Genomic DNA, 14,556 nt, shown 5'->3' with positions numbered 1-14,556 from the left:
TATGGACAACAACAACAATATTGCAGTAGGTTTGGATATAGGCACAACAAAGATTGTTGCTATAGTTGGGCAAAGGAATGAACATGGAAAATTGGTTATTCTGGGAATGGGAAGAGCTAAAAGTTTAGGCGTTCATCGGGGTGTAGTAAATAATATTACTCAGACTATTGATTCAATAAAAAAAGCAATTTCTGAGGCTGAAAAAGCAGCAAATTACAAAATTACCGATGTTACCGTTGGAATTGCAGGACAACATATTAGAAGTCTTCAACACAGCGATTATATTTCCAGACCTAACTTTGAAGATGTTATTGACGATACGGATATTGAAAAGTTAAAAGAACAAGTACATAAACTAGTCATGCTTCCGGGAGAAGAAATTATACATGTTCTTCCTCAAGAATACAAGGTTGATTCTCAATCTGAAATTATTGAACCGAGAGGTTTCCACGGTAGCAGATTGGAAGCTAATTTTCATGTTGTAGTTGGTCAAATTTCTTTAATTAGAAATATTGCCAGATGTGTTAAAGAAGCAGGGTTAAATTTAGTAGGTATAACATTGGAACCCCTTGCCTCTTCGGATGCGGTTTTGAGTCAGGAAGAAAAAGAAGCCGGAGTTGCTTTGATCGATGTAGGAGGAGGTACAACCGATATTGCCGTTTTTAAAGATAATATTATTCGTCATACAGCGGTAATACCTTTCGGTGGAAATGTGATTACTGATGATATCAAATCAGGTTGTTCAATTATTGAAAGACAAGCAGAAATTTTAAAAGTTAAATATGGTTCTGCCTGGCCATCTGAAAATAAAGAGATTGAAGTTATCAGTATACCCGGATTGCACGGAAGAGAACCCAAAGAAATTACCGTTAAGAAATTATCTCAAATTATACATGCAAGGGTTGAAGAAATTATTTCCTTAGCTTATTTAGAATTAAAAAATTACGGATGTGAGGAGCAAAAGAAAAAGTTGATTGCAGGAATCGTAATGACGGGAGGAGGCTCTAAGTTAAAGCATTTAAGGCAATTAACTGAATATACCACAGGTATGGATGTTCGCATTGGTTATTGTAATGAACATTTAGCCGGAGGACAGCCCGAAGAATTAGCCAGTCCTGAATATGCTACTGCCATAGGATTATTAATGACAGGGCTCAATAATCTTGAATTAAAGAAAAATAAAATTCAACAGGAAACTAAAAATATAAAGAAACCTGAAGTTTCTTCAGATATTCCGACTGAAAATTCTAGTACAACTACCCTAAATATTGAGCAAAAAACTTTGAAAGAAGAAAAGAAGAAAAGTAAAGAAAAGAAAAAATCTATATTCGCTTCTTTTCAAGAAAAATTTATTAAATATATTAATGATACAGAATAAACAGATAGAATACAATGGATAATACAGAGAACAATAAGCTATTTTTTGAGCTGCCCAAAAATAAAACTTCAGCCATCAAGGTAATTGGTGTCGGAGGTGGAGGAAATAATGCTGTTGGTTATATGTATGATCAAGGCATTACCGGTGTAGATTTTATAATTTGCAATACGGATGCACAGGCATTAATCAATAATCCTATCCCAAATAAAATTCAGTTGGGAAATACCATTACGGAAGGTTTAGGAGCCGGAGCCAATCCTGAAATCGGAGAACAGGCTGCTCTAGAGAGTATAGATGACATTAAAAATGCTTTAGGTGATCAAACTAAAATGGTTTTCATTACCGCAGGAATGGGAGGAGGAACCGGTACAGGAGCAGCGCCTATTATTTCGGGTATTGCAAAAGAAATGGGTATTCTAACTGTTGGTATTGTCACTATTCCTTTTTCTTTTGAAGGTAAATCGCGATTGGAACAAGCAGAAAAAGGTCTTGAAAAAATCAGGAAAAACGTTGACTCTTTAATTGTCGTAAAAAACGATAAGTTGAGAGAATTGTATGGAAACTTGGGTTATAAATCCGGATTCTCAAAATCCAATGAGGTGCTAAGCACAGCTGCTAAAGGAATTGCTGAAGTTATTACCAAAAATTACTCCATCAATATTGATTTACGTGATGCTAAAACCGTTCTGGCAGATAGCGGAACTGCCATCATGGGATCTGCTGTTTCTTCCGGACCTAACAAAGCCCAGGATGCTATCATGGCTGCCTTGGATTCTCCTTTGCTTAATGATAATAAAATTACGGGAGCTAAGAATGTATTATTGTTAATCGTATCCGGCGATGATGAGATAACAGTAGACGAAATAGGTATCATTAACGATTATATTCAATCTGAGGCCGGTAACAGTACAAATATTATTATGGGTATCGGCGAAGATGAAAGTTTAGGAGATAGTATCAGAGTAACTGTCATTGCAACCGGTTTTCCTGTAGACGATGAAAGAAACAGCGGTAAAGAAAAAGAGAAGATCGTACATACGTTAACAGATGATTTTCCAACTTCCAATCCCTTGAATTTAGGAAATGCAAAAGCTGCAAATTTCAATAGTCAAAAAGATAATAGATCTGATGAACCACAAATAATTTCTTCAATTAATAAAGGAAATTATGTTCAGGAAAAAAACGAAGAAAAAACGATTCAAAAAATAATAACTCTAGAAGATGAAGAAGAGGTAACCACTTTCGGAATATCTAACAGAAAAGATCCGATTGTTCCTTCTTTTCCCATTGATGAGGAAATAAATATTATTAAAAAGGATGTATATCCTCCCCAAAATAATGAAACAACTTTATTTTCTAATACAGAAAATACATTTAAGGAAATCAAAGAAGATAAACTTCCCGACACCCCTGTAAACCAATCGACTATATTCACTTTAGATGAAGCTGAGGATTTTACTCAAAAAGTAAATTTTCAAACAGAAACCGAAGAATTTAGTTCTTATAATAACAAATTTCAGCTTCCTGAAGAAAAAAAGGAAATTTTCACAGAAGATCAAACCGTTTCTGAAGATAAAAATTATTCTTCAGAATCCTTGAATGAGCTTATGGAGAAAAAAATCCAAGAAAGAAGAGAACGATTGAAAAAACTGAACAGCAAATTTCAAGGATTATCTAAACAAAATGTTGATGAAGTAGAAAAAGTTCCGGCTTATAAAAGACAAGGTATTAATTTAGATGAAAATATAGATTCTAATAAAAGTTCGGATATGTACTTTAACAAAAATTCTAATGAAGTTCAAATACGACCGAATAATTTTTTCCATGATAATGTTGATTAGTCCCTAACTAAAACAAATAATTATGAGCTTAGAAACTAAAATAATGGATGCGATGAAAATCGCCATGAAAGATAAAGATAAAGTAGCATTGGAATCATTACGAGCTATTAAATCTCAATTATTATTACTTAAAACGGATGGTAAGACGGAAGATATTTCTCCGGACCAGGAAATTGCTTTATTACAAAGATTGGTTAAGCAAAGAAAAGAGGCTTATGAACAATTTTTAGCTAATAACAGGAATGAATTGGCTGAAAATGAATTAGCACAAGCAAAAGTCATTGAGCAATTCCTTCCGGCACAACTTACTCCTGAAGAATTAGAAAAAGAACTTCGAGAGATTATAGCCGAAACCGGTGCTCAAGATATTAAAGATCTGGGAAAGGTTATGGGCATAGCTTCAAAAAAATTACAAGGAAAATCCGAAGGAAAAACAATATCAAAAACTGTTAGGAAGTTGTTGTCCTAATTTATCTTTTGTATGTAAGCCGATGCTATCAGTCGGCTTTTTAAATTAAAAAAGACATTCGTAAATGAATGTCTTTTCTATTTTGTATTGTTTATAAGCAAACTTTTTATCGATCTGATTCATTGTAATTCCTTAACATAATCCAACCGGTAAATTCTCTCCCGTCGGCAATAGTAATTATGTACCAATAGGAAGATGTCGGCAGATTTCTGCCTAAGTGTTTTCCGTCCCATACAAAACATGTATTAGAGGTTTCTTCAAAAACTTGTTTACCGTATCGGTCAAAGATTTTAACTTGAGAATTTTCGCCTTTAAACAAATCTAATCCGCATACTCTCCATGCATCGTTAAAATTATCACCGTTGGGAGTTATCACATTATTAATTCCGAAAATTATTCCTTTGGATGTTATAGCATCACAAGAATTGGCAACGGAACGTACATAGAATGTATAAATTCCTTGTTTTAAATTAGTAAATGTGTTACTTCTTTGCCAATTTATCTTATCGATGGAATATTCCAACGGAGCCGGTCCATTAGCTATTACGGTTATATAATCTTTTCCTTGCTGTAATTCAACAATAATTGGTTCTTCCAGTAATTTAACTTCTATTTGATGCGTAGTAGTACAGCTGATATTATAATTTAAAATTTTAGTATGTTCAACCGTATAAATACCTATGTCTCTAACATTTTCCAGATATTGACCGGTTCCAACTAATTTTCCTTTGAAATACCATCGGATTTGATCGTATCCATCATCTCCTGCGTCTAGTGATGCAGCATATCTTGGACAGATATAAACTATTTCATTAGGAGGTGTTGGAGAAACATAAGGAATCAACTCTACTTTTGCTACCGATGGACAAAAATCATCATCTATATTATCCACACGAACATATACATATCCTTTATTACTTTTATAATTAGATAATTCGGGTTCTTGTATTTGTTTTGAAGGTTTACCCATTGCTTCATCTTTCAAGGCATTATTTGCATCCTTTTCGGTTCTATAAAAACGAATTGTTGAATTGGGTTGATTTTTAAATAAATGTTCAATTAACGGAAGTTGAAAATACGCGTATCCGTCTTGATCTCCATCACAAGCATATAGGGTAGCATCATTAAGTTCTACAGGATCATTGGTTTCAAATTCTATTTTTGTAATGCCGATACATTCGGTTTGAATATTTTTAATTCTACAATAAATTGAATCGGATAAATTAAAATATTTGTTTTTATCTAATACCCCTGTTCCGTTCAATGCTTTTTTATATCCTTCATGATAGGTTATTTCATATACGCGTTGATCTAAATAATTATGTCCTGATTTATCTTTAATTTTAGGATCGAGGTCTTTGAGTAACAGGTCATCATATTTTCCATTATTGTCTCCATCACACACAAATTGAGGTATCAGTTGTGGACGTGGGGTTTCTTTTTGGGTGATTGTTATTGTTCCTTCATTTCCACAGCCATTCTCTTTGTTTTCAAATTTGACTTTTATTTCTACTTTGTTTTCTCCTACAGGGGGTTCGTAATCGGTTAAAGTATTAGGTATTTGCCCTGATGTGTCTTCTAATCTGCCAATCTCTACTCCTTTGCTGTCTTGGAAAATTACTCGCATATCTTGTAAGAAGCTTTTTATTCTTGCTTCTTCTCCATTGGATGACAACATTGGATATATCGAACTCCATAAATCTACTCGGGTTTTACTGCCTTGCGGTTCGTATTCACAAATGATCGGTTCGTCTTTTGCTACTTTTAAATATGGATATACATAGAGTTTTACTTTCGATACTTCATCACAATAGTTGCCTTCTTCGTCTTTTACTCTTACATAAATTTCATCTACTAGGTATAATCCTTCTTTATATAATTCTCTATTGGTATAGTTACTTATTTCAGGTTCGGTCAGGTGTGTATAAATCCCTTTCGCTTCATTTTTAAAGGCTTCTTTGGCATCTGATTCATTTCTGTAATAGCGATAATTGCTTGTCGGATAATTGCCCAGTAATTGTTCTGATTCGTGTAGATTAAATATTTCTTTTGAATCATCTTGGGAATCATCGCATTTTATTGATAAGCGTACTTCTTTCGGGATTGGTACATGGTTGGAATTTTTCTTAAACCATACTTCGTTTATGCCTATACAACCGCTCTCTTGGTTCAGTACTCGTACGTATAAAGGGTTCAGGAAGTCCACGGTAAAGTACGTTTGTTTGTCTATCGGAATTATCATCGGATCATTTACTGCTAAGGCTTCGGACTGAGTGCGGTAATACGTAATTTCGAGTTTCGCTGACGGGGTAATTACCAGGTTATCTAAATCTTTTAGTAATACGTCATTATACTCTCCGTCTAAGTCTTCATCACACAGGGTATAGGTTACCTTATTGGGACGTGGCGTTTCTTTTTGAGTGATTATTATTGTTCCTTCATTTCCACATCCGTTCTCTTTGTTTTCAAATTTGACTTTTATTTCTACTTTGTTTTCTCCTACAGGGGGTTCGTAATCGGTTAAAGTATTAGGTATTTGCCCTGATGTGTCTTCTAATCTGCCAATCTCTACTCCTTTGCTGTCTTGGAAAATTACTCGCATATCTTGTAAGAAGCTTTTTATTCTTGCTTCTTCTCCATTGGATGACAACATTGGATATATCGAACTCCATAAATCTACTCGGGTTTTACTGCCTTGCGGTTCGTATTCACAAATGATCGGTTCGTCTTTTGCTACTTTTAAATATGGATATACATAGAGTTTTACTTTCGATACTTCATCACAATAGTTGCCTTCTTCGTCTTTTACTCTTACATAAATTTCATCTACTAGGTATAATCCTTCTTTATATAATTCTCTATTGGTATAGTTACTTATTTCAGGTTCGGTCAGGTGTGTATAAATCCCTTTCGCTTCATTTTTAAAGGCTTCTTTGGCATCTGATTCATTTCTGTAATAGCGATAATTGCTTGTCGGATAATTGCCCAGTAATTGTTCTGATTCGTGTAGATTAAATATTTCTTTTGAATCATCTTGGGAATCATCGCATTTTATTGATAAGCGTACTTCTTTCGGGATTGGTACATGGTTGGAATTTTTCTTAAACCATACTTCGTTTATGCCTATACAACCGCTCTCTTGGTTCAGTACTCGTACGTATAAAGGGTTCAGGAAGTCCACGGTAAAGTACGTTTGTTTGTCTATCGGAATTATCATCGGATCATTTACTGCTAAGGCTTCGGACTGAGTGCGGTAATAAGTAATTTCGAGTTTCGCTGACGGGGTAATTACCAGGTTATCTAAATCTTTTAGTAATACGTCATTATACTCTCCGTCTAAGTCTTCATCACACAGGGTATAGATTACCTTATTGGGACGTGGCGTTTCTTTTTGGGTAATTGTTATTGTTCCTTCATTTCCACAGCCGTTCTCTTTGTTTTCAAATTTAACTTTTATTTCTACTTTGTTTTCTCCTACAGGGGGTTCGTAATTGGTTAAAGTATTAGGTATTGGCCCTGATGTGTCTTCTACTCTGCCAATCTCTACTCCTTTGCTGTCTTGGTAGATAATTCGTAAAGAATTGAACATTCTATTTAAACGTGTTGGATCAGGAATGCCATTTGATTCAAGCATTGACCGGGATAACTCCCAAAGATTAATTTTTGATTTTGTAGCGTCCGATTCGTATTCGCAAATTTCAACGGATTGATTTTCTACTTTTATATAAGGAAATACTTTTATTTTAATCTTTGCTATACTATCGCATTGAATTCCTTTGCTATCCTTTACTCTGACAAATACCTCATCAAATGTATAAAATCCATCTGTAGTTATCACTCCGGTTTGGTAAGCATTTGGATTTGCAACAGCATTACTGATCTCTCCTTTTCGTGCTTGATTTTCATCTTTATAATATTCAAATTGAACATCAGAAGAACTACTAATCCGGTTGGAAACAGAAGTAAGGTCAACGAAGGATTTATTCTGACCGTCCATACATCCTATTATTTCAACTTCCTGTTTATCCAGCAATAGGCGTGGATTTACATTTACCGATATAGCGGTAATGGTCGGACAAGTTTTATCTTTTTTATCTATTCTGACATAGATTGTATAAAACGGATTGTCCGGAGGAATATTGGTAAATTCATTATGTTTGATGGTAAAGTTTACAGGCGATACCTCATTCTTATGTTCTTCTGCATCTTGTTTTGTTCTATAGTAAGTAAAATCATATTCCGAATTGATAAAGGATAGAGATTCTCCGGTAATAATATTAGTTTTGTAATCATCTAAATTGCTGATTACATACTTGCCGTCTATGGTTCCATCGGTTTCATCACAAATATCTATAAAGTGGACATTGGCTTTAGGAACTAAAGAAATTAAAAATTCTACTTTACGGATAATTAAACACCCTGTTTTATGGTAAATAAACTTAACCCAAACTTCATCTCCTCCTGAAACTTCATATTCTTCTAAATTTGCCTCAGGTAAATCTATCCCATAAATTGCGTTGTACTTACTTGCATGATAGGAAACAGTAAAATCACTCAGTGTATATGAACTTCCAATCATTTGAGATGGATATTCCTTTAAGTTAACTTTTACCTTTTTTTCTTCATTACATAATAAGGTAGCAAAATGATTTACCTCTAATTCAGGATATGCTTTAACTTCTATAGGGGCAATTGAAAAACAGTTACTTTTTATATTTCTTACTCTAACCCAAAAAGTGGTTGGAAATCGGGTAACCGAAGCACTCCCCCAAATACGATTTTGATTTTTTAGTGCATCATCCTCTCTAGTAAAATAAATAAATTCAAAATCCTTATTATCTATATTGGAATCAAGAAAAAGGCTATTATAATATCCCAAATTAATAGTTTCATAAATGCTGTCTTGATCATTTTTCGTGTTATTATTGCATATGGTAACAGTTACATTTTGCTTTAAAATGGGAGATTCAATTAATGAAAAATTTAACATAAAATAATCCGAACAATCTTTGGTTTTAATCTTAACCCAAATTTTTGTGGAGTTGGTTACATCAAATTCACTTACCGGATTAGTTCCATTTTTTGCATCATTTTCTGTTACATAATATTCATAACCCATTTGATTCGTCAACTTTGAATTATTTGATATAAGTGGGGTCGTTACCAGTTGATATAAATTTGATGAATTGATTTTTTCTGTTCCGTTATTTCCAAAATCACATATATAGATGTTTGGATTACTGACTGTCGGTACAGGAATTAAGTTTATTGTAACTCGAATAATCTTAAAACACTTAGTTACCGGATCCTCCACTCTCATGCATATCTCATTATTGGTAATATTTGTTGTCGTATTTACCAGATACTTAATTGGAGTATTGCTATCCGTATATGTTCCTAACAATTCACCGGGAGCATCTATTTCATATTCTGCATCGTATATCAACCGATAAAATTGAATGGTTGTCCCTTTTGAATCAAGTATGATTTTAGACAAATCTACTTCTTCTTTATAGTCATCCCCTATGTCACAAACCTCTAAGTCTGTATATTCCGGTAATTGTACGGATGGCACTAAATTAAATTTAATCTCTACAATAATGGGACATTGGTTTTTAAATTCTAATTTGACAAATGCCGATAAAGTACCTAGACCAATTTGAAATTTAGTAGGATCTGTAATCGTTGCTTTACCCCCTTCGTGTGCTTCATTTTTGGTTTTATAATACCTTAAATTTTTTATATCTTTTATAGGATTTTTTAAACTTGATAACTGATCTTGAGTTAGAAGTTCTTCCAGCTTGTTTGGATCAGTCTTTTTAGAACCTTTTATAAATTCTAATATATTAACAACCTCAATTCCATCATCATTAAAATCACAAATAGTATGGGGACCCAATACTTTTTCTTCAATTGTTATCAAATTGAATTTCAAATCATAAGCATAGCTGCATCGGTTATATCGGACCGCAGGATATATTATTTTTGGATTTTCATCCGAAGTTAGATCAAAACTCTTTTTAATCATTCCTTTTTCATGTTTAGGATCTGCCAAATACATATCCCGATCACGTTGATTGTCAAAAAATACAATTTTATCACCTGAATCATTTCCAAAGGATGGATGAGAATATGAATAAGTATAAAGATCTTTAAGTAAATCTTCGTAATCTTTTAAGAATATTTTCTCGATGCCATCATTGTATGTGTCGCATATATCAAATTCCCTCTTATATAATGTTTGATTTTTAGATACGAAGATAGTTATTGAGCTTACTGCTATAATTCCGCTTTTTTTAATCTTATATTTTAAATAAACAGTAGATTTAGCCGGTGCCTCTACACTGTAGATATAGCCGGGTGATGATTCCTTTAATTTAAGTTTTTCCGTACATGCCAAATCTTTATAAAAACCTTCAATCTCAATATCTTGAGGAGTTAATGAAGTACCGGACAAAAAGTTAGGAAGATACGATTCTAAATCCACTTCTTCTGTATCATTGGCATCACATATTGTTGGAAATAGCAATCCATCTCCGATGCCGCCACCACCGCCTCCGCCACCATCGCTACAATCTCCGATGGCTTTTAAAATTAATTTTGTTTTTACTTCTCCACAAAAATTCGGATGAGTCGCTTTGATGTAAATAGTGTTATTTAATCTCAACATACAATTATCCGGATTTAAAATTTCGTTGCTGTAATAGGAATCTTTATAGTATTTCCATTTTACTGTAGTATGGGAAGGATTGATCGGAGAATTTGTTAGTAAGTTAGAGTTATATTTGGTTAAATCCATCATTACGGATTGACCTTCTCTAACATCGCAGATTTCAGCTAAATACTCTTCTAACTCTAATTTTTTCACCAATTTTACAGTAAATGCGATTAAGGTATAACACGACTTATCCCTTATGGATTTATTCCATGCTTTAAGGTAAAACTTTACGTTATCATCGCTAGTTCCTGATAAATCAATCGGATAATTACGTATAACCACATCGGGCAATTCTCTCATCTGATCATCCAGTATTATATACTCTGTAGTCCGTTTATTTATTCCATAATTAAAATTATTCAGGTTTACATTCTCCTTATCGTCATTGCCTTCATCGCAAACAATGAATTGCTGGTTATCTTTTAAATCAGGCCTCTTATTTAATTTAAGATTTATCTCTGTAGAAACAAAGCAAACTCCGCTTTTCAATACTTTTACATAGACCGTCATATCATTAGAAAAAGTAAAGGATTTTGCTTCTTCATCTGAAATCTGATTGGTTAAATTTTTATACCGGTAATAGGTAAATTTTAAAGTTGTATCCGGGTTTATCAGTTGTTGATATGAGGTTAAATCAACTGTATAACTTTCTCCATTATTGATACAAAAAGGTGCAGGTGATTGTTTTACTGCCGTAGGAAATTCTTTGCTAAACTTCACCTGTAGGGTATCAGTAAGTGAAAAACTATTACATCCATTATAAGTAACCTTTGCTCTAAAGTAAGTGTTAGAAGTGGGAGTGACTACCCAAGTATTCCCCCAATTACTTGGACTTGAAGAATTTCCTTCATACCAAGTAACAGAAATATCCGTATTTCCATTCGGAGTAAATCTCCATGCTTCTTTTTTTGCTTCCCAATCTCCCCTATTTCTTCCCGGGGGAGAAATTCCTATGTATCCATTGGAATTGATGATCCCTATTAAAGCGTTTTTATCTTTAGTGGTGTTGGGGTTTTTACTTTTATTTCCAACATATATATCTATGATATTAAAAGTTTCATACAAAACAATTTGAGAAGATGAATAAATTCGATCTGGTCCGTATTGTTTTAAATTATCAAAATTAATTATGAATTTTCTATAGGGAGCTTTCCCTTCATAAGCAACTTTTACCTTGCTCGGCGTGGTATTATTCATGTCATGATAAACACCAAATATTGAATTTTTAGGTAATCCGGAATTTGGATTATTACCTGAAATAATATACGGGCATTCTTTATTTTTTTGTGACAGGTCAAAGCTGACTACTCCATTATCACTGACAATAATTTGATTATAACTTTTTCCATAAAAGCAAAAATTAAAACCTATATCGATGATATCGTTACCAAAAACATCATCGTTTTTACCATTGGAGTTACTGGTTGATACCGGATTACCTTTGGTAAAATCTATATTTGAAGGATATTGAATGGAAGAAACTTCATATTTATCTGTTTGTTTGATTATAGGATAATCTACACTTAGTTTAATATTTTTATTTCTAAAAAACTTATAATCACAGTCAACATACACAGTATCAGAATTTCCATTATGATCTTTGATCAAGATCTTGGGTTCTTTAAAATTCTGTGAAAAAATTTTACCAATAAAAAATATTAAAATAACGAACGAATAAAAGTTTTTCATTTTTTAATTTTATTTATATTATTTAACTAAATAATACCCTATTAAATCAGATTTTATGATAAATACGGATAATGAATGGATAAAGATATTAATTCTTATTTTTTTTTACTACTATTAGAGGAATAATTATATAATTTAAAAGTTTTTAGGTCTTTTATATTTTTATATATTTTTTATTTTATGAAATAAAAAATAAAGTATTTGTATTCTAAATATTTAAAATAATTATACATTCTGTAATAGAACACTTATTTTTTTAAATATTATTTTATTAATTTTTTAATCAATCATAGATAATTGAATTCTCTTTCGTTCCTTATCTATATCGATTATTTTTACTTCAACATGCTGATGAAGATGCACGACTGTGCTAATGTCTGTTATGAATTCATTACATACTTTAGAAAGATGTACTAATCCATTCTCTTTAATTCCTATATCAACAAAACAACCGAAATTGGTGATGTTATTGATTATTCCGGGAACTTTCATTCCTGGTTTTAAATCATCTATGGTTTTTAAAGAAGGATCGAAAGTAAACATTTTTACCTGTGTTCTTGGATCTAAACCGGGTTTTTCCAATTCTTTACAAATATCTTCCAAAGTTAAAATCCCTACATCCTCGTTTACGTAATTGTTTAAATTTATTTTTTGAATTAATTCTTTATTTCGGATTAAATCTCCCAATTTTACTCCTAAATCTTTCGCCATTTTCATAACTAGAGAATAGCTTTCGGGATGAACAGCGGAATTGTCCAAAGGATTTTCAGACGTTGGAATTCTTAAGAATCCGGATGCTTGTTGAAATACTTTTTCACCAAGTCTGGGAACTTTTTTCAGGTCTTGCCTGGTTGAAAATGCTCCCATTTCCGAACGGTACTGAACAATATTTTCAGCCATCTTTTCTCCTATACCCGAAACATAAGACAATAAGGATTTACTGGCTGTATTAAGGTTAACCCCTACACTGTTTACGCAAGAAATAACAACTGCATCCAGTTCTTTTTTCAATAATGTTTGATCTACATCGTGTTGATATTGTCCCACTCCTATGGCTTTAGGTTCTATTTTCACCAATTCTGCAAGTGGATCAGACAACCGTCTTCCTATGGAAACTGCTCCTCTTACCGTAACATCATAGGATGGAAATTCTTCCCGAGCCAATTTAGATGCAGAATATACGGACGCCCCGGCTTCATTTACAACAAAAACTTTTAGAGGACAATCAAAAGCTATGGATTGTATTAATCGTTCTGTTTCTCGGGAGGCTGTACCATTACCTATGGATATGGCTTCAATTTTATAGGCATTAATTAAAGATTTAATTTTTTTAATTGATTCTTTAGTTTCTTTTTGGGGAGGATGAGGATATAGGGTATCATTATGTAATAAATTACCATTTTCATCTAAACAAACCAACTTACAACCTGATTTATATCCGGGATCAATTGCCAGAATTCTTTTTTCCCCCAAAGGAGATTGCAGTAACAATTGTTTTAAATTGGATGAAAACACTTGAATGGCTATTTGGTCGGCAGACTCTTTGGCTTTCTGGAAAATTTCATTACTTAGCGCCGGTTCTAATAAGCGTGAAAAAGAATCTTTTATAGCTAAAAGTAGTTGATCTTTAATTAATTTTTCATGGGTTTTAATTATATGTTTGCTTATTATATGTAAGGCTTCCTCTGAGTCGACTTTAACTTTAACGCGTAGAATTCCTTCCTTTTCCCCTCGTAAAATTGCTAAAAACCGATGAGATGGCGAATGTTTTAAATTTTCAGAAAATTCGAAATAATTTGAAAATTTTTGTGCTTCTTTTTCCTCCTCTTTTCCTTTAATCAGCTTAGATTCCAATACGGCAGTTTGTTGAAAAAAACGTCTTAAATTTGAACGTACATAATTATTTTCGTTAATCCATTCCGCAATAATATATCTGGCACCTTGAAGAGCATCATCTACTGACAATACCCCATCTGTGGTGTATTTTGAGGCTAATAGAGTTAAATCTGAAATCGGTTTTTGAGCCATTAAGATTTTTGCTAAAGGTTCTAAACCGTTTTCAATTGCAACAGACGCCTTTGTTTTTCTTCTCTTTTTATAGGGTAAGTAATAATCTTCTAAAAGAGTTAGTTCGAAACAATTTTCTATTTTTTGCTTAAATTCTTCGGTTAATGCTCCTTGTTCGTCAATACTTTTTATAATAAACTCCTTACGTTTTTGAATTTCTTCAAAATCTGTTTTTAACTTAGATATATTGAATAATTGAACTTCATCCAGATTTCCGGTCATTTCCTTTCTATAACGGGCAATAAAGGGTATGGTATGATCTTCGTTTAATAATTTCACCGTATTTTCTATGCTTTTTTGAGAGATATCAATTCGTTTCTGAATGAAGGAAATCATATTTATAGTAATTATTTTATATCTAAGTAGTGTAGGTTTGTTTTTAATTTTATAAAAA

At 32.7% G+C, this 14,556-nt stretch carries 5 protein-coding genes; 3 read left to right on the top strand and 2 right to left on the bottom strand.

The window, feature by feature from the left end:
* Position 1: 1 nt before the first annotated feature.
* From ftsA to GYM72_RS00900, 3 genes are read left to right on the top strand one after another with little or no spacing between them, the layout of a single operon-like run.
* On the top strand, positions 2-1,378 hold the full coding sequence (gene ftsA / locus GYM72_RS00910) for a cell division protein FtsA (RefSeq protein ID WP_160542446.1): 1,377 nt from the start codon (positions 2-4) through the stop codon (positions 1,376-1,378).
* A 14-nt stretch (positions 1,379-1,392) separates the two neighbouring features.
* Complete coding sequence (gene ftsZ / locus GYM72_RS00905; protein WP_220264384.1) at positions 1,393-3,219, top strand: cell division protein FtsZ; 1,827 nt, start codon at positions 1,393-1,395, stop codon at positions 3,217-3,219.
* A gap of 22 nt (positions 3,220-3,241) precedes the next feature.
* Positions 3,242-3,688, top strand: a complete 447-nt coding sequence (locus GYM72_RS00900) for a GatB/YqeY domain-containing protein (protein WP_220264383.1) — start codon at positions 3,242-3,244, stop codon at positions 3,686-3,688.
* Between the two features lie 106 nt (positions 3,689-3,794).
* Here the strand turns inward: GYM72_RS00900 and GYM72_RS00895 are convergent, their stop codons facing one another.
* Entirely contained in the window at positions 3,795-12,095 is an 8,301-nt protein-coding gene (locus tag GYM72_RS00895; RefSeq protein ID WP_220264382.1) for a T9SS type B sorting domain-containing protein, read from the bottom strand.
* A 279-nt stretch (positions 12,096-12,374) separates the two neighbouring features.
* Positions 12,375-14,504 carry a Tex family protein gene (locus tag GYM72_RS00890; protein WP_220264921.1) on the bottom strand — a complete coding sequence of 710 codons (2,130 nt, stop codon included), beginning with the start codon at positions 14,502-14,504 and terminating at the stop codon, positions 12,375-12,377.
* Positions 14,505-14,556: the final 52 nt, after the last annotated feature.

It is taken from the genome of Apibacter sp. ESL0404 (assembly GCF_019469245.1).
In the GTDB taxonomy this organism is placed as follows: Bacteria; Bacteroidota; Bacteroidia; order Flavobacteriales; family Weeksellaceae; genus Apibacter.
This window is presented reverse-complemented; position numbering and strand designations above follow the sequence as displayed.